We start from the raw sequence: 16,973 nt of genomic DNA on the forward strand, positions 1-16,973 counted from the left end.
CGCGCCCCTTTAGTACTTCAGCAGGTTCGCGTCATCGACCGACGACGACCTGCGGGTTCGGAAGATGGTCATGATGATCGCGAGGCCGACCACGACCTCGGCGGCGGCCACCACCATCACGAAGAACGCGATGATCTGGCCGTCGAGGTTGCCGTGCATCCGCGCGAACGACACGAACGCCAGGTTGGTGGCGTTCAGCATCAGCTCGACGCACATGAACACGACGATCGCGTTGCGCCGGACCAGCACGCCGATCGCGCCGATGGTGAACAGCAGGGCCGACAGCGCCAGGTAGTGCCCCGGACTCATTCCTTCGCCTCGCCTTCGGTCGCGCCGCCGCCCGCGACGGGGGTGGCGGACTTGACGACGCGGCCCTCGGCCCCGGCGTCCCCGCCCTCCCGCGTCGCGGCCCGCACGGCCGCGATGTCCTCTTCGAGCGCGTGCTCCTCGGTCTCGCCGTACAGGTCGGCGTGGCGCTCGGCCGTGTCGGTGCGGGCCGCGATGACCGGGTTGACCGACAGCTCCGACGGGGTGCCGTCGGGCAGCAGGGCGGGCATGTCCACGGCGTTGTGCCGCGCGTAGGTGCCGGGCCCCGGCAGCGGGCCGGGGTGGCCGCCCTTGGCGAACCGCGCCACCGCCAGGTCCCGCTGGGTCGGCTTGGGCGTGGGGCGCTCGCGGTGCGCCAGCACCATCGCGCCCAGCGCCGCGGTGATCAGCAGGGCGCTGGTCACCTCGAACGCGAATACGTACTTGCCGAACAGCAGCACCGCGATGCCCTTGACGTTGCCGTCGTAGCGGGCGTTGGCGGCCTGGAGCCCGACCGAGTCGCCGAGCGCGGCGTTCCCGAGCCCGGCCACCAGCAGCACCGCGAACCCGAGGCCCGCGACCGCCGCCCAGAACCGCTGGCCCCGGATCGTCTCCACCAGCGAGTCGGTGGAGGCGACGCCCACCAGCATCAGCACGAACAGGAACAGCATCAGCACCGCGCCGGTGTAGACGATGACCTGCACGAACGCCAGGAACGGCGCGTCCTGCACCGCGTACAGCGCCGCCAGCGACAGCATCACCACCGCCAGCAGCAGCGCCGAGTGCACCGCCCGCCGCATGAAGATCATGCCGAGGGCCGCGCAGACCGACACGGCCGCCAGCAGCCAGAAGAGGAACGGCTCCCCCGGCTGCGCGTCGGCGACCTGCGCGAGGACCTGCGATCTCACTTCTTTCCACCCCGCTCACGCCTGGTGGCCTTCGTGACGCTCGCCCGCGCGCCGCCCTCGGACGGGACGGTCGGCGCGTTCTCCTCCGGCTGGAGACCGAGGCGGTAGTACTCCTCCTCGGTCTCGCCCAGCCGCATCTCGTGCGGCGGGGCCTCCATGCCCTCGCGCAGGGGGGCCAGCAGCATGTCCTTGGTGTAGATCAGGGACTCGCGGCTGTCGTCGGCCAGCTCGTACTCGTTGGTCATCGTCAGCGCCCGCGTCGGGCACGCCTCGATGCACAGCCCGCACAGGATGCAGCGCAGGTAGTTGATCTGGTAGACGCGGCCGTAGCGCTCACCGGGCGAGTACCGCTCGTCCTCGGTGTTGTCGGCGCCCTCGACGTAGATCGCGTCGGCCGGGCACGCCCACGCGCACAGCTCGCACCCCACGCACTTCTCCAGTCCGTCGGGCCACCGGTTGAGCTGGTGGCGGCCGTGGAACCGGGGCGCGGTCGGCTTCTTCACCTCGGGGTACTGAACGGTCTCGCTCTTCATGAACATCTGGTGGAACGAGACCCCGAACCCCTTCACCGGGTTCAGGAAGTCAGTGAATCCCATTCTGGACGACCTCCTTCCGGGAAGCTTCGGTCTGGCGTCGCGGCACCGCGGCCACGGGTCCGCCGTGGTAGTGCGGCGCGTCCATCGGCGGAACGGGGAAGCCCCCGGCCGACGATCCGCCCACCGCGTCGGTGGGCCGGTCCTGCGCCGGATCCGGGACGATCTTCTTGTCCTTGCCGCCGCGCAGCGTCTCCCACAACACGGTGACCAGGAGCACCACGCCGATGGCGATGGCCGAGTAGAGCATGATCCGGTTCATCGCCAGGCCCTCGTTGCGGAGCGCCCGGATGGTCGCGACCAGCAGGATCCAGCCGAGCGAGAACGGCATCAGGACCTTCCAGCCGAGCTTCATCAGCTGGTCGTAGCGGACGCGGGGCAGCGACCCGCGCAGCCAGATGAAGAAGAAGATGAACGCCCAGAGCTTCACCATGAACCACAGCACCGGCCACCAGCCGTGGTTGGCGCCCTCCCAGAACGTGGAGATCGGCGCCGGGGCGCGCCAGCCGCCCAGGAACAGGGTGGTGGCCAGCGCCGACAGGGTGGCCAGGTTGATGTACTCGGCCAGGAAGAACATCGCGAACTTCAGCGACGAGTACTCGGTGTGGAAGCCGCCGACCAGCTCGCCCTCGCCCTCGGGCAGGTCGAACGGGATGCGGTTGGACTCGCCCATCATCGTGATCACGTAGACCAGGAACGAGGGCAGCAGCAGCACCACGAACCACTTGTCGGCCTGGGCGTTGACGATCCCGGTGGTGGACATCGTCCCGGCGAACAGGAACACCGCCACGAACGACAGCCCCATCGCGATCTCGTAGGAGATCACCTGCGCGGAGGAGCGGAGCCCGCCGAGCAGCGAGTAGGGCGACATCGACGACCAGCCCGCCAGCACGATCCCGTAGACGCCCATCGACGACATCGCCAGCACCAGCAGCACCGCGACCGGCAGGTCGGTGCCCTGCAGCGCGGTGTGGTGCCCGAACACCGACACCGTCGGGCCGAACGGGATGATGGCGAACGAGATGAACGCCGGCACCGCCGACATGATCGGCGCCAGGACGAAGACGACCTTGTCCACCTGGCGGGGGACGATGTCCTCCTTCAGCGCCAGCTTGATGCCGTCGGCCAGACCCTGGAGCAGACCGAACGGCCCGCACCGGTTGGGGCCGACGCGCAGCTGCATCCGGCCGATGACGCGGCGTTCCACCCACATCGACATCAGCACGGTCAGCACCAGGAAAACAAAGATCACCAGGACCTTGCCGCCGATGAGCCACCACGGGTCCCGGCCGAAGCTGGACAGCGTGGGGTCGGACGGCGCGGGACCGGCGAGCACCGCGGCCTGCGTCAGCTCCGCGGTCCGCGCGAGCGCGCTCATTCCTTACCTCCAGCGGAAATCGTGACCACGCTCCCGGCCGTCGCGCCCAGGTCCCGGTACAGCGCGGCCCCGGCCGAGTTGGTCGGCAGCCACACCACCCGGTCGGGCAGGTCGGCGGTGATCTCCAGCGGCAGTGTGACGGCGCCGCGCGGCCCGGCCACCGTCACCGCGCCGTCCGGACCGGCGACCGCGCCGATCTCGGCGGCGGTCCCGGCCGACAGCCGGGCCACGGCGGGCCGGGCGGTCCCGGCCAGGAACGGCTCGCCGTCCTGCAGGGTGCCCCGGTCCAGCAGCAGCCGCCAGGTCGCCAGCAGCGCCTGGCCGGGGCCGGGGTGCGGCTGCACGGCCGAGGGGACGTTCGGGGGCTGCGGGCGTTCGCCGCGGAACGCGCCCAGCTCGGTCAGCTCGCGCCGGGCGGCCTCCGGTCCGGGCAGCCCCAGATGGACGTCCATCTCACCGGCGATCGCGTCCAGCACCCGCAGGTCCGCCATCTTCCCGACGGACTTCAGCACCACGTCGAAGGGACGGCCGCGGCCCTCCCAGTCCACGAACGTGCCGGACTTCTCGGCGACCGCCGCGACCGGCAGCACCACGTCGGCGCGGTCGGTGACGGCGCTCGGCCGCTGCTCCAGGCTCACCACGAACGGGGCGGCGTCCAGCGCCGCCAGCACCGCCTCCGGGTCGGGCATGTCGTAGGGGTCGACGCCGCCGACCAGCAGCGCGCCGCGCCCCTCGGACAGGAACACCTCGGCGTCGTGGCCCGGAACGCTCGGCAGCTCCGCCACGCCCCAGGTGCGGGCGACCTCGGCGCGCGCCTCCGGGTCGGTGGCCGGGCGGCCGATCGGCAGCAGGTCGGGCAGCGCCCCGGCCTCGACCGCGCCCCGCTCCCCGGCCCGGCGCGGCACCCACGCCAGCCGGGCGCCGGTGATGTGCGCCAGCCGCACCGCGCTGGACAGCGCGCCGGGGCTGGCCGCCAGCCGCTCACCCACCAGGATGACCGCGCCCGGCGTCTCCAGCAGCGACCGGACCTCGGGGAACAGCTCCCCGCCGCCCAGCGCGCCCAGCACGTCCGCCTCCGCGCCCGGCAGCGACGGCAGCAGCGTGCCGCCCACCTTCGCCAGGCCCCGCGTGGTGAACGGCGCGACCGAGAACACCTTCAGCTTCCCCTTGCGGAACGCCTTGCGCAGCCGCAGGAAGACGATCGGCGACTCCTCCTCCGGCTCGAACCCGGCCAGCAGCACCGCCGGGGCCCGCTCCAGGTCGGAGTAGGTCACCTCGATGGGCCGCCCCGCCACGCCGGAGGCCAGGAACTCGGCCTCCTCCCGCGACGCGGGCCGGGCGCGGAAGTCGATGTCGTTCGTGCCGAGGGCGACCCGCGCGAACTTGGCGTACGCGTAGGCGTCCTCCAGCGTGACGCGCCCGCCGACGAGCACGCCCGCGTTCCCGCGCGCCGCCGCCAGGCCGCGCGCCGCGATCGTCAGCGCCTCCGGCCAGGACGCGACCTCCAGCTCGCCGTCCTCGTTGCGCACCAGCGGGTGGGTGAGCCGTTCGGGCTGGGTGGCGTAGGTGAACGCCCACCGGCCCTTGTCGCAGTTCCACTCCTCGTTGACCTGCGGGTCGTCCCCGGCCAGCCGCCGGGTGACCTTCCCGCGCCGGTGGTCGGTGCGCAGCGCGCACCCCGAGGCGCAGTGCTCGCAGGCGCTCGGCTGCGACACCAGGTCGAACGGCCGCGACCGGAACCGGTACGCCGCGCCGGTCAGCGCGCCCACCGGGCAGATCTGGACCGTGTTGCCGGAGAAGTAGGACTGGAACGGCTTGTCCTCGGCCGCGCCGACCTGCTCCTTGGCGCCCCGCTCGAACAGGTCGATGAACGCGTCCCCGGCGATCTGGTCGGAGAACCGCGTGCAGCGGGCGCACTGGATGCAGCGCTCCCGGTCCAGCAGCACCTGGCTGGACAGCGGGATCGGCTTGGGGAAGGTCCGCTTGGTCTCCACGAACCGCGACTCGCCCCGCCCGTTGGACATCGCCTGGTTCTGCAGCGGGCACTCGCCGCCCTTGTCGCAGATCGGGCAGTCCAGCGGGTGGTTGATGAGCAGCAGCTCCATCACGCCGTGCTGGGCCTTGTCGGCGACCGGCGAGGTGAGCTGGGTCTTGACGACCATGCCCGGCATCACCGTGGTGGTGCAGGACGCCTGCGGCTTGGGCATGCCGCGGCCGTTCCCGGCGTCGGGGATCTCCACCAGGCACTGGCGGCAGGCCCCGACCGGATCCAGCAGCGGGTGGTCGCAGAACCGCGGGATCTGGATGCCCAGCAGCTCGGCGGCCCGGATGATCAGCGTGCCCTTGGGCACCTCGATCTCGAAGCCGTCGATGGTCAGCTGGACCATCTCCACGGGTTCACCCCCAGGGTTCTGGGGAGCACCGGAGGCCGCCGAGCCACCACTAACAGTAACCGTCATCGGGTCTCGCCTCCCGCCCAAATCGTGGATCTGGCCGGATCGAAGGGACATCCACCCCGCTCGAAGTGCTGGACGTACTCGTCGCGGAACAGCTTGATGCTCGACACCACCGGGCTGGTCGCGCCGTCGCCGAGGGCGCAGAACGACCGGCCGAGGATGTTGTCGGACAGGTCGAGCAGCGTCTCCAGGTCCTCCTCGGAGCCCTGGCCCGCCTCCAGCCGCTTGAGCATCTGCTTGTACCAGTAGGTGCCCTCGCGGCACGGCGTGCACTTGCCGCACGACTCGTGCGCGTAGAACTCCGACCAGCGCAGCACGGCCCGCACCACGCAGACCGTCTCGTCGAAGATCTGGAGCGCGCGGGTGCCGAGCATCGATCCGGCCGCGCCGACCGACTCGAAGTCCAGCGGCACGTCCAGGTGCTCGTCGGTGAAGATCGGCGTGGAGGAGCCGCCCGGCGTCCAGAACTTCAGCCGGTGGCCCGCGCGGATCCCGCCGGCCATGTCGAGCAGCTCCCGCAGCGTGATGCCGAGCGGGGCCTCGTACTGGCCGGGCCGGGTCACGTGCCCCGACAGCGAGAAGATGCCGAACCCGGCGGACTTCTCGGTGCCCATCGAGGTGAACCAGTCGGCGCCGTTCTCCACGATCGCGGGAACCGACGCGATGGACTCGACGTTGTTGATGACGGTGGGACCGCCGTAGAGTCCCGCGACCGCCGGGAAGGGAGGCTTCAGCCGGGGCTGGCCCCGATACCCCTCCAGCGAGTCCAGCAGCGCCGTCTCCTCGCCGCAGATGTAGGCGCCGGCGCCGGTGTGCACGACCAGTTCCAGGTCGTAGCCGGAGCCGAGGATGTCCTTGCCGAGGTAGCCGGCCTCGTACGCCTCCGCGACCGCCGCCTGGAGGCGCCGGATGACGTGCAGCACCTCCCCGCGCACGTAGATGAACGCGTGGTTGGAGCGGATCGCGTAGGAGCTGATGATGACGCCCTCGACCAGGACGTGCGGGTTCGCCAGCATCAGCGGGATGTCCTTGCAGGTGCCCGGCTCGGACTCGTCGGCGTTGACGACGAGGTAGCGCGGGTTGGGACTGTCGGGCGGCAGGAAGCCCCACTTCATGCCGGTGGGGAAGCCCGCGCCGCCGCGTCCGCGCAGCCCCGAGTCCTTGACCGTCTGGACGAGGTCGTCCGGCTCCATGTCCAGGGCCCTGCGCAGCGTGCGGTACCCGCCCTCCCGCTCGTACCCGGCGAGGGTGAACGAGTCGGGCTGGTCCCACGTCTTCGTGAGAACGGGTGTCAGCGTCGTCACTGGTTGCGGCCCTCCTGGGATCCGGGCTTCACGTCGCCGCCGATGGGCTTGCCGGGCTCGTTGGGCGGCGGGTCGCTCACCTCGCCCGCCTGGACGGGCTCGTGCGGCCGCCCGCGGTCGCCGTCGGCGGACGGCGCGGTCCAGCCGCGCTCCCGGGCCAGCTCCAGGCCGCGCAGCGACTCCGGTCCGGCCTGGACACCCTCGTGGGCCAGCCCGTCGGGGAAGCCCGCCAGCACGCGGCTGGCCTCCTTCCAGGTGCACAGCCGGCTCGGCCCGCGCGAAGGAAGCACTTGCTTACCAGCGCGCAGGTCGTCCACCAGCTCCTTGGCCTTCTCGGGAGTCATGTTGTCGAAGAACTCCCAGTTGACCGTCATCACCGGGGCGAAGTCGCAGGCGGCGTTGCACTCGATCCGCTCCAGGCTGACCCTGCCGTCCTCGGTGGCCTCGTCGTGGCCGACGCCGACGTGCGCGCTCAGCTCGTCCCAGATCTGGTCGCCGCCCATGACCGCGCACAGCGTGTTGATGCACACGCCGACGTGGTACTCGCCGACCGGGGCCTTCTTGTACTGGGTGTAGAACGTCGCCACGCCCGTCACCTGCGCCGACGTGATGTCCAGCATCTCGGCACAGAAGTCGATCCCGGCCTGGGTGATGTGGCCGTCCACCGACTGCACCAGGTGCAGCATCGGCAGCAGCGCCGACCGCGGCTTCGGGTAGCGCGCGATGATCTCCTTGGCGTCCCGTTCGAGCCGCGCCCGGACCTCCGGGTCGTACTCGGCGGCGGTCCGCCGGGTGATCTGGTAGGTCTGCTGGTCGGTCACCGGTCAACTCCCCCCATGACGGGGTCGATCGAGGCCACGGCCGCGATGACGTCAGCGATCATGCCGCCCTCCGCCATCGCCGGGGTGGCCTGCAGGTTGGTGAAGGACGGGTCGCGGAAGTGGACCCGGTAGGGGCGGGTGCCGCCGTCGGACACCACGTGCACGCCCAGCTCGCCGCGCGGCGACTCCACGGTCGTGTACGCCTGCCCCGCCGGCACGCGGAAGCCCTCGGTCACCAGCTTGAAGTGGTGGATCAGGGCCTCCATCGAGGTGCCCATGATGTGCGCGATGTGGCGGGGCGAGTTGCCCATGCCGTCCGCGCCGATCGCCAGCTGCGCGGGCCAGCCGATCTTCTTGTCCTCGATCATCACCGGCCCCTTGACCGACTGCAGCCGCTCCACGCACTGCTCGACGATCTTGAGGGACTCCTCCATCTCCTTCATCCGGACCAGGTACCGGCCGTACACGTCGGCGCTGGTCTCGGTGGCGACCTCGAAGTCGTAGGTCTCGTAGCCGCAGTAGGGCTGCGACTTGCGCAGGTCCCACGGCAGGCCGGTCGCCCGCAGGACGGGGCCGGTGATCCCCATCGCCATGCAGCCCGTGAGGTCCAGGTACGCGACGTCCTTGGTCCGGGCCAGGTAGACGGGGTTGGCGTCCATCAGCTTGCGCAGCGCCTGGATCCGCTTCGGCATCCGGTCGAGATAGTCGCGGATCTTGCTGAGCGCCCCGCTCGGCAGGTCCTGGGCGACGCCGCCCGGACGCACGTAGGCCATGTTCATCCGCAGGCCCGTGATCTCCTCGAAGAGATCCAGGGTGTACTCGCGCTCGATGAAGCCGTTGAGCATGACCGTGGTCGCGCCCAGCTCCAGGCCGAACGTCGCGATGGCGACCAGGTGCGAGGAGATCCGGTTGAGCTCCATCATCATCACGCGGATGATCTGGGCCCGTTCGGGTATCTGGTCGGTGATGCCCAGCAGCTTCTCGACACCCAGGCAGTACGCCGTCTCGTTGAAGATCGGCGCGAGGTAGTCCATGCGCGTGCAGAACGTGGTGCCCTGCGTCCAGGTGCGGAACTCCATGTTCTTCTCGATGCCGGTGTGCAGGTAGCCGATGCCGACCCGGCACTCCGTCACCGTCTCGCCGTCCAGCGTCAGGATGAGCCGGAGCACGCCGTGCGTGGACGGGTGCTGCGGACCCATGTTGACGACCAGGCGCTCGTCGCCGAGGTCCTCGGCGGCGGCGACCACCTGGTCCCAGTCCTGCCCGCCGGCGTCGAAGACCCTGCCCTCGGCCGCCTCCTCGGCGGCGTACGCGTCGTACTCGGTGTACTTGGTCGAGGGACTCATACGTAACTCCTCCGCTCGTCCGGCGGCGGAATCTCGGCGCCGCGGTACTCGACGGGAATCCCGCCGAGCGGGTAGTCCTTGCGCTGCGGGTGGCCGACCCAGTCGTCGGGCATCTCGATGCGGGTGAGCGCCGGGTGCCCGTCGAACACGATCCCGAAGAAGTCCCAGGTCTCGCGCTCGTGCCAGTCGTTGGTCGGGTAGACCGACACGATCGAGGGGATGTGCGGGTCGGCGTCGGGGCAGCTCACCTCCAGCCGGATGCGCCGGTTGTGGGTGATCGACAGCAGGTGGTAGACGGCGTGCAGCTCCTCGCCGGGCTCGTCCGGGTAGTGGACGCCCGACACGCCGCTGCACAGCTCGAACCGCAGGTGCGGCTCGTCGCGCAGCTTCCGGGCGACCTCGACCAGGTGCTCCCGCCGCACGTGGAACGTGATCTCGTCCCGGTGCACGACGACCCGTTCGATCGCGTCGCCGAACTCCGGCAGGACGCGCTCCAGCTCGTCGGCGACCTCGTCGAAGACCCCGGACTCGGCGGCGCCCTCCGGCCCGCCGTAGGGGCGGGGCGAGGACGCCTTCGGGGACTTGTGCACGACCAGCCCGCCGTACCCGGAGGTGTCGCCGGTCGTCCTGGCCCCGAACATGCCGCGCCGGGCGACCGGCAGCTCGCGCGGGTCCGCGTCACGCGGCGCGGGGACCCGGTCGGCGGCCTGCTCGGCCTGCTGCTCTGGATGCTGAGAGCTCATGTCACACCGTCCCCTGGCCGAGCAGCGGAAGCCGGCGGCGCTTCGCCTCTTCCAGCTCCTGGATCTGCTTGGCCCGCTGCGGGCCGAGCTTGGTGTTCTGGATCTTGTCGTGCAGCTTGAGGATCGCGTCCAGCAGCATCTCCGGCCGCGGCGGGCAGCCGGGCAGGTAGATGTCCACCGGGACGATGTGGTCGACGCCCTGCACGATCGCGTAGTTGTTGAACATGCCGCCCGAGGAGGCGCACACGCCCATCGCGATGACCCACTTGGGCTCGGTCATCTGGTCGTAGATCTGCCGCAGGACCGGGGCCATCTTCTGGCTCACCCGCCCGGCCACGATCATCAGGTCGGCCTGGCGGGGGGTGGCCGAGGCGCGCTCCATCCCCCACCGGGAGAAGTCGTGCCGGGGGTCGCCCGTCGCCATCATCTCGATCGCGCAGCAGGCCAGGCCGAACGTCGCGGGCCACACCGAGCTCTTGCGCGCCCAGCCCGCGACCTGCTCGACCGAGGTCAGCAGAAAGCCGCTGGGAAGTTTCTCCTCTAGACCCATATCAGTCCCACTCCAGACCACCGCGCCGCCAGATGTAGGCGTACGCCACCAGCACGGTGAGGATGAAAAGGACCATCTCCACCAAAGCGAAAACCCCCAGGCTGTCGAAGGCGACGGCCCAGGGATAGAGGAAGATGATCTCAATGTCGAAGACGATGAACAGCATCGCCGTCAGGTAGTACTTCACAGGGAAACGCCCGCCGCCCACCGGCTGCGGGGTCGGTTCGATCCCGCACTCGTAGGCGTCCAGTCGCGCCCGGTTCCACCGCTTGGGTCCCGTCATGGAGGCCATGAGCACCGAGAGTGCGGCGAACGCGAACGCCAGCAGCCCCAGCACGATGATGGGGATATAGAGATCCATCGCCTCTACTGCCTCTCCTCGGTTCGTACGTCGCTGTACGGGGCGCGACCCCGAACGACCGGCGGCCGGGCGTTCGGGGGGCACGCCTCGGCGGCTCCGCATCCGTGACGGGCGTCACGGATGAGGGTCGCCACCTTAGCCAAGGTGATCAATAGCACTCCCCTCGGGGATCGGTTACGCGGCTGGCGCCACCTTTTGCATCGCGTTGATGATGCGGTCCATTGCGTCACCGCCCTTGGGGTCGGTGAGGTTCGCCAGCAGCTTCAGCGTGAACCGCATCAACGTCGGGTGCGGCAGGCCGTGGGCGGTCAGGAACTTCATGACCCGGGGGTCCCCGATGGCCTGCACGAAGACGCGCGCCAGCGTGAAGTAGCCGCCGTGCTCGTCCTTCAGGATGCGCGGGTACTCGTACAGAGTCCGCTCGCGCTGCGCCGGTGTGCGGCGCGCCAGCGCCTGCACGACGATGTCGGCGGCGAGGTGACCGGCCTCCAGGGCGTAGTCGATGCCCTCGCCGTTGAACGGGTTGATCATGCCGCCCGCGTCGCCGACCAGCAGCATGCCGCGGGTGTAGTGGGGCTGGCGGTTGAAGCCCATGGGGAGCGCCGCGCCGCGGGTCGGCCCGGTGGCGTGCTCCTCGTCGAAGCGCCACTCCTCGGGCATGTTCGCGGTCCAGCCCTTGAGCATGGCGCGGTAGTCGACGTTCTGGAACGACTTGGAGGTGTTGAGCAGGCCGAGGCCGACGTTGCAGGTGCCGTCGGCGACGGGGAACACCCAGCCGTAGCCGGGCAGGAGGCGCTGCCCGTCCCACAGCTCCAGCCACGCCTCCATGTACTCGTCGGTGTGGCGGGGGCTCTCGTAGTAGCGGCGGACCGCGACGCCCATCGGCCGGTCCTCGCGCCGCCGCAGGCCGAGGGCCAGTGACAGGCGGGAGGAGTTCCCGTCGGCCGCGACGACCAGCGGCGCGTGGAACTCGACCTGCTCGCCCTCGTGGCGGGCGGTGACGCCGGTGACGCGGTCGGTGCGGTCGTCGATGATCGGGCCGGTGACGGTGCAGCCCTGGATCAGCTCGGCCCCGGCCTTGGCGGCGTGCAGGGCGAGCAGCTGGTCCAGGTCCATGCGGGTGCGCACGAGCCCGAAGTCGGGGAAGCTCGCCAGCTCCGGCCAGGGCAGCTCGATCTTCACGCCGCCGCCGTAGATCCGCAGTCCCTTGTTGCGGCTGAAGCCGGGGTCGTCGATGTCGACGCCCATGGAGATCAGCGCCCGGACCGCGCGGGGGGTGAGCCCGTCGCCGCAGATCTTGTCGCGGGGGAACGTCGCCTTCTCCAGCAGCAGCACCTTGAGACCGGCATGGGCCAGCCAGTAGGCGGTCGACGATCCGGCGGGGCCGGCCCCGACGACGATCACGTCTGCCTGTCGGGTGGAGTCGGTCACAGCGTTCCTCTTAGCTCGTTCGCTTGTGAAGTACTTCACAAGAATCCGTTGGGGAGTCTATTCCTTTGGAGCGGCCTGTGGGTACCTCTCGGCCGCCTCGGATCTGGACCGGTCCGAATGGGGCGTACCGCCCCGACCGAACCAGGTCAGCCGGGATTGACCGCGTGGTGCATCGCGGCAACACCGAATGTCAGGTCGCGCCAGCGGACCTTCGTCCACCCGGCGTCCCGGACGAGTCCCGCCAGGGCCGCCTGGTCAGGCCAGGCGAGCGTGGACTCGGCGAGGTAGTGGTAGGAGTCGGGGTTGGAGCTGACCTTCGCCAGCAGCGGCAGCCCGAACCTCAGGTGGGCCTTGTGCCCGAGTGCCAGCAGCCTGTTCGGAGGGTGACTGACCTCACACACGAGCAGCCGCCCGCCGGGCTTGGCGACACGGCGCATCTCCCGCAGCGCGCCGACGGTGTCGGCGACGTTGCGGAGCCCGAAGGAGATGGTGACGGCGTCGAACGAACCGTCGGCGAACGGCAGCCGCAGCGCGTCGCCAGCCACGAAGCTCAGGCGGTCGACACCCGCTTGCCGCCGCACCCCCACCCGGAGCATGCCGAGCGAGAAGTCGCAGGCCACGGTCTCGGCACCGGCGTCGGCGAACGGGACCGAGGAGGTCCCGGTCCCGGCCGCGAGGTCGAGCACGCGCTCCCCGGGCCTGGCCCCGACGGCCCGGACGACCTCATGCCGCCACCGCCGGTCCTGCCCACCCGTCATCAGCGTGTTGAGCAGGTCGTAGCGCTCGGCGGTGCTGTCGAACATCGCGGCCACGTCCGACGGCTGCTTATCAAGAGAGGCACGGGTCATGCCCCCACCCTAAGAGGGCGAGGTCCCGGTGGGGCCGGTGGCGTGCCCCGTTCCGCCGCCGCAGCGCGCGGCGGGCGGGCGCCACCGCCCCCGGCGTCCGTCGCCTCACCTCCGGTATCGAACGCAACTTACTTCTCGGTAGACCATGGCCACCCTCACCAGAACCAGGTAGAACCTGTTTCAGAACAAAGTGTGAGGAAGATCACATGATCAAAGAGACCGGGCGTGGGGGCGCTTCCAACGGACTGACACGACGCGGATTCATCACTGGAACAGGTTCCATCCTGGGAGCCGCCACCCTGGGGATGCCCCGGGCCTCCGCCCGGACGCGGGCCGCCTCGATCGCGCACGGGGCGCACGTTCCCGTCCTGGTGATCGGCACCGGGTACGGCGGCGCGGTCGCCGCCCTCCGCCTGGCGCAGGCGGGTGTCCCGGTCCACCTGCTGGAGATGGGCATGGCCTGGGACACCCCGGGCCCCGACGGCAGGATCTTCTGCAACACCCGGTCGCCCGACCACCGCGCCTACTGGCTGCGCACCCGCACCAAGGCGCCGCTCAACTACTTCCTCGGCTCCTCCATCGACCGGGACGTCACCCGCCACACGGGCGTCCTCGACGCCGAGGAGTTCGGCGGCATCATCGTCTACCAGGGCCGGGGCGTCGGCGGCGGCTCCCTGGTCAACGGCGGCATGGCCGTCACGCCCCGCCGCGAGAACTTCGCCGGGATCCTGCCCTCGGTGAACGCCGACGAGATGTACGGCGTCTACTACCCGCGCGCCAACGCCGAGCTGGGCGTCAGCGCCGTCGACCCGGCCTGGTTCGACGCCACGCCCTACTACCAGTACGCCCGCGTCGGCCGTAAGCACGCGCAGCGTTCGGGGTTCCGCTTCACCTTCGTGCCCGACGTGTACGACTGGGACTACATGAAGCGCGAGGAGGCGGGCACCGTTCCCAAGTCGGCGCTGGCCGCCGAGATCCTCTACGGCAACAACCACGGCAAGAGGTCGCTCCAGCAGACCTACCTGGCCCGCGCCCGGGCGACCGGCCGGGTCGCGATCTCCCCGCTGCACCGGGTCACGGCCGTCGTCCCCGACGGTGCCCGGTACGCGGTCACCGCCGAGCAGCTCGACACCGCGGGCAACGTCACCGCGACCAAGACCGTGACCGCCGACCGCGTCTTCTTCGCGGCGGGCAGCGTCGGCACCAGCAAGCTGCTGGTGAAACTGAGGGCGACCGGCGCGCTGCCCCGGCTGAACGACGAGGTCGGCCGGGGCTGGGGCGACAACGGCAACGTGATGTGCGGCCGGGCCAACCACATGTGGGACGCCACCGGCGCCAGGCAGTCGGCCATCCCGTGCGCGGGCATCGACAACTGGGCGGCCGGGGGCGCGTTCGCCGAGGTCGCGCCGTTGCCGGTGGGGATCGAGACCTACGCCTCGTTCTACCTGTCGATCACCCGCAACCCGCACCGCGCCCGGTTCTCCTGGAACGCCGCCGCCGGGCGGGTCGAGCTGGACTGGCAGACCGCCTGGAAGCAGCCCTCGATCGACATGGCCAAGACGATCTTCGACAAGATCAACGCCACCGAGGGCACGATCTACCGGACCGACCTGTTCGGCGTCTACAAGATCTGGGGCGACCATCTCACGTACCACCCGCTCGGCGGCGCGGTGCTGAACCGGGCGACCGACGGTCACGGGCGGCTGCACGGCCACCCCGGGCTCTACGTGATCGACGGGGCGCTGATCCCGGGCAACACGACCGTCAACCCGTTCGTCACCATCACGGCGCTGGCCGAGCGCAACATCGAGAAGATCATCGCCACCGACCTGCGCTGACCGGGGGCGGGCCCCTCCGTCAGGAGGGGTCCTCCTTGGCCCGGGACTGGTGGAGCCTCTGCTTGCGCTCCTGGATGCCCGCCGTCACGGTGGAGGACATCGCGTCGCGCTGGCGCGACAGCAGCACGAAGCTGATGACGCCGCTGATCAGGACCGACAACAGGAGCAGCAGGAAGCCGCGGGCGCCGACGAGGAACAGCACCCCGGCGGTCGCGGCGAAGACGCCGAACCGCGCGGCTGTGTAAAGGAGTACGGAGCGCATGACGGTTCGAGCCTATCCGACGGTCTCCACGAACAGCGCCGGGTCCACGTTTCCGCCCGACAGCACCGAGACATAGGTGCCCACCTGCGGCAACGCGTCCCGGCGGAAGAGCGCGGCGGCGGTCGCCACGGCCCCGCCGGGCTCGGCCACCAGCCGCGCCTCGCGGGCCAGGCGGCGCATCGCCTCCCGGATCTGGTCCTCCGAGACGGTGACGATGTCGTCCACGTGCGCGCGGATGTGCGCGAACGTCAGGTCGCCGACGCGCTGGACGCGCAGGGCGTCGGCCAGCGTGCGGCCGGCGTCCTCGGCGGACCAGGCGACCGGGCGGCCCGCGCGCAGCGAGTCGCGGGCGTCGGCCGCCAGCTCGGGTTCCACGCCGATGACCCGGGCGCCGGGGCGCTTCGCCTTGATCGCGGCGGCGACGCCCGCGATCAGGCCGCCGCCGCCGACCGGGACCAGGACCGCCCCGGCGCCGGGGGCGTCCTCGGCGATCTCCAGGCCGACCGTGCCCTGGCCCGCGATGACCCGCGGGTCGTCGAACGGCGGGACCAGCGTGAACCCGTGCGCCTCGGCGAGCTTGGCGGCGGTGGCCGTGCGGGCCTCCATGGTCGGCTCGACGTACACGATCTCGGCGCCCAGCCGGATGCAGGCGTCCACCTTCACGGCGGGGGCGGTGTGCGGCATGACGAGGACGACCGGAATTCCGAACGCGCGGGCCGTGTGGGCGACGGCCCGCGCGTGGTTGCCGCTGGAATGGGCGACCACTCCGCGTTCGCGCACCCGTTCGGGGAGAGCCGCGATCGCGTTGTGGGCGCCGCGCAGTTTGAACGCCCCGACCGGCTGCAACGACTCGGCCTTCACCAGAAGGCGCGCGTTCCCGTCGGAGGCGTCCGCCGGGAACGGCACCAGCGGGGTGCGCAGAACCGTTCCGGAGAGCCGTTCCGCGGCCCGTTCGATCTCTCCGAGGGACACCAGTTCGGTCATGTGAGCGAGATTATTCGCTTGCGCTGCGCGGTGGTTAACGGGCCGTCCGCGAGGGGGTCGCGCGTATCAGCAACGGGTCAGCAGAGATCGGCGTGACCGGTGTGCCCAATGCCACGCTCACTTCGCGTCATAATCCCTGGTCACGCTCTCACCCTCAGTGATGTTTTCCGAAAACAAGGGAGAAATCGGTCTTGACCCGCCACACTAGGAAACAGTCCACCCGCACCGAGAGCGGGACAAAGGGGGAGAGAAAACGTGGAGACGAGCGAGCGCCTGCTGACCCCCGGAGAGGTCGCCGCCCTGTTCCGGGTCGACCCGAAGACGGTCACCCGCTGGGCCGCGGCCGGCCGGATCAGCAGCATCCGCACTCCCGGAGGCCACCGCCGCTTCCGTGAATCCGAGGTGCACGCCCTGCTGCGCGGCGACGAACCGGTAGCCGAGCACGCCCGCTGACCGCGGCGCCGGGCCCCGGTCCCCGCGACCGGCCCTCCACCCGGCGCCGCGGTCAACCACCGGCCTTCCCGATCCACGTCCGACCCTCCTCCGGCATGCCCGGTCCCCCTGGAACGCCGCCGCCGGCGGTCAGCCCTCGCGCTCGGCCTTCCATTCCTCGAACGTGCGCAGCAGTTCCGCGTCGCCCGCGCGCCAGGAACGGCGTTTCTCCTCCAGCTCGGCCTCGGTGATCGACTGTTCCAGCAGCCGTTCGTAGTCCGGATCGTCCGGGCCGACCTCCACATACGCCTGCGCGATGATCCGGTCCCCGCCGTCCGGCGCGGAATCCCCCAGCACGCTGTGCGGCACCCGCAGGGTGCCGTCGGGAAGCCGGATCACATACATTGCCGAT

Annotated in this window: 18 protein-coding genes; 2 read left to right on the forward strand and 16 right to left on the reverse strand. The window is 70.7% G+C overall.

Going from position 1 to position 16,973, the window contains the following annotated elements; all coding sequences use genetic code 11:
- Nucleotides 1-9 precede the first annotated feature (9 nt).
- From nuoK to HNR61_RS27955, 13 genes are all read right to left on the reverse strand, one after another.
- Nucleotides 10-309: an NADH-quinone oxidoreductase subunit NuoK gene (nuoK, locus tag HNR61_RS27895; protein WP_067824924.1), complete on the reverse strand. Its 300-nt coding sequence runs from the start codon at nt 307-309 to the stop codon at nt 10-12.
- A complete protein-coding gene (locus HNR61_RS27900; protein WP_067824921.1) occupies nt 306-1,214 on the reverse strand; it encodes an NADH-quinone oxidoreductase subunit J in 909 nt (302 codons plus the stop codon). The genes nuoK and HNR61_RS27900 overlap by 4 nt, the downstream gene beginning before the upstream one ends.
- Nucleotides 1,211-1,810 (reverse strand): NADH-quinone oxidoreductase subunit NuoI, encoded by a 600-nt coding sequence (gene nuoI, locus HNR61_RS27905; protein ID WP_182846166.1) that lies wholly within the window; start codon nt 1,808-1,810, stop codon nt 1,211-1,213. The genes HNR61_RS27900 and nuoI overlap by 4 nt, the downstream gene beginning before the upstream one ends.
- Nucleotides 1,797-3,185 (reverse strand): NADH-quinone oxidoreductase subunit NuoH, encoded by a 1,389-nt coding sequence (gene nuoH, locus HNR61_RS27910; protein WP_182846167.1) that lies wholly within the window; start codon nt 3,183-3,185, stop codon nt 1,797-1,799. The genes nuoI and nuoH overlap by 14 nt, the downstream gene beginning before the upstream one ends.
- Nucleotides 3,182-5,644 carry an NADH-quinone oxidoreductase subunit G gene (locus HNR61_RS27915; protein ID WP_182846168.1) on the reverse strand — a complete coding sequence of 821 codons (2,463 nt, stop codon included), beginning with the start codon at nt 5,642-5,644 and terminating at the stop codon, nt 3,182-3,184. The genes nuoH and HNR61_RS27915 overlap by 4 nt, the downstream gene beginning before the upstream one ends.
- Complete coding sequence (nuoF, locus tag HNR61_RS27920) at nt 5,641-6,945, reverse strand: NADH-quinone oxidoreductase subunit NuoF (protein ID WP_182846169.1); 1,305 nt, start codon at nt 6,943-6,945, stop codon at nt 5,641-5,643. The genes HNR61_RS27915 and nuoF overlap by 4 nt, the downstream gene beginning before the upstream one ends.
- The gene (gene nuoE / locus HNR61_RS27925) at nt 6,942-7,766 is read right to left on the reverse strand and encodes an NADH-quinone oxidoreductase subunit NuoE (RefSeq protein ID WP_376770280.1); all 825 of its coding nucleotides are present in this window, start codon (nt 7,764-7,766) and stop codon (nt 6,942-6,944) included. The genes nuoF and nuoE overlap by 4 nt, the downstream gene beginning before the upstream one ends.
- On the reverse strand, nt 7,763-9,112 hold the full coding sequence (locus HNR61_RS27930) for an NADH-quinone oxidoreductase subunit D (protein ID WP_220509893.1): 1,350 nt from the start codon (nt 9,110-9,112) through the stop codon (nt 7,763-7,765). The genes nuoE and HNR61_RS27930 overlap by 4 nt, the downstream gene beginning before the upstream one ends.
- Nucleotides 9,109-9,855, reverse strand: a complete 747-nt coding sequence (locus tag HNR61_RS27935) for an NADH-quinone oxidoreductase subunit C (RefSeq protein ID WP_182846170.1) — start codon at nt 9,853-9,855, stop codon at nt 9,109-9,111. The genes HNR61_RS27930 and HNR61_RS27935 overlap by 4 nt, the downstream gene beginning before the upstream one ends.
- A gap of 1 nt (nt 9,856) precedes the next feature.
- Entirely contained in the window at nt 9,857-10,405 is a 549-nt protein-coding gene (locus tag HNR61_RS27940; protein WP_182846171.1) for a NuoB/complex I 20 kDa subunit family protein, read from the reverse strand.
- Between the two features lies 1 nt (nt 10,406).
- Nucleotides 10,407-10,766, reverse strand: a complete 360-nt coding sequence (locus HNR61_RS27945; RefSeq protein WP_182846172.1) for an NADH-quinone oxidoreductase subunit A — start codon at nt 10,764-10,766, stop codon at nt 10,407-10,409.
- Nucleotides 10,767-10,940: 174 nt separating this feature from the next.
- On the reverse strand, nt 10,941-12,197 hold the full coding sequence (locus HNR61_RS27950) for a geranylgeranyl reductase family protein (RefSeq protein WP_182846173.1): 1,257 nt from the start codon (nt 12,195-12,197) through the stop codon (nt 10,941-10,943).
- A 146-nt stretch (nt 12,198-12,343) separates the two neighbouring features.
- Nucleotides 12,344-13,045 carry a demethylmenaquinone methyltransferase gene (locus HNR61_RS27955; protein ID WP_182846174.1) on the reverse strand — a complete coding sequence of 234 codons (702 nt, stop codon included), beginning with the start codon at nt 13,043-13,045 and terminating at the stop codon, nt 12,344-12,346.
- Between the two features lie 305 nt (nt 13,046-13,350).
- Here HNR61_RS27955 and HNR61_RS27960 point away from each other — a divergent pair, with 305 nt between their 5' ends.
- Nucleotides 13,351-14,883: a GMC oxidoreductase gene (locus HNR61_RS27960; protein ID WP_246443871.1), complete on the forward strand. Its 1,533-nt coding sequence runs from the start codon at nt 13,351-13,353 to the stop codon at nt 14,881-14,883.
- 19 nt (nt 14,884-14,902) lie between these two features.
- Here the strand turns inward: HNR61_RS27960 and HNR61_RS27965 are convergent, their stop codons facing one another.
- Nucleotides 14,903-15,145: a DUF4229 domain-containing protein gene (locus HNR61_RS27965; protein WP_182846176.1), complete on the reverse strand. Its 243-nt coding sequence runs from the start codon at nt 15,143-15,145 to the stop codon at nt 14,903-14,905.
- A 12-nt stretch (nt 15,146-15,157) separates the two neighbouring features.
- Nucleotides 15,158-16,129: a threonine ammonia-lyase gene (locus HNR61_RS27970; RefSeq protein WP_182846177.1), complete on the reverse strand. Its 972-nt coding sequence runs from the start codon at nt 16,127-16,129 to the stop codon at nt 15,158-15,160.
- A 255-nt stretch (nt 16,130-16,384) separates the two neighbouring features.
- On the opposite strand from HNR61_RS27970, the gene HNR61_RS27975 reads away from it, so the two are divergent.
- Nucleotides 16,385-16,582: a BldC family transcriptional regulator gene (locus HNR61_RS27975; RefSeq protein ID WP_067824897.1), complete on the forward strand. Its 198-nt coding sequence runs from the start codon at nt 16,385-16,387 to the stop codon at nt 16,580-16,582.
- Nucleotides 16,583-16,711: 129 nt separating this feature from the next.
- Here the strand turns inward: HNR61_RS27975 and HNR61_RS27980 are convergent, their stop codons facing one another.
- Nucleotides 16,712-16,966, reverse strand: a complete 255-nt coding sequence (locus HNR61_RS27980; RefSeq protein WP_067824895.1) for a hypothetical protein — start codon at nt 16,964-16,966, stop codon at nt 16,712-16,714.
- Nucleotides 16,967-16,973 lie beyond the last annotated feature (7 nt).

Origin of the sequence: Actinomadura kijaniata (assembly GCF_014138665.1) — a bacterium.
GTDB lineage: Bacteria > Actinomycetota > Actinomycetes > Streptosporangiales > Streptosporangiaceae > Spirillospora > Spirillospora kijaniata.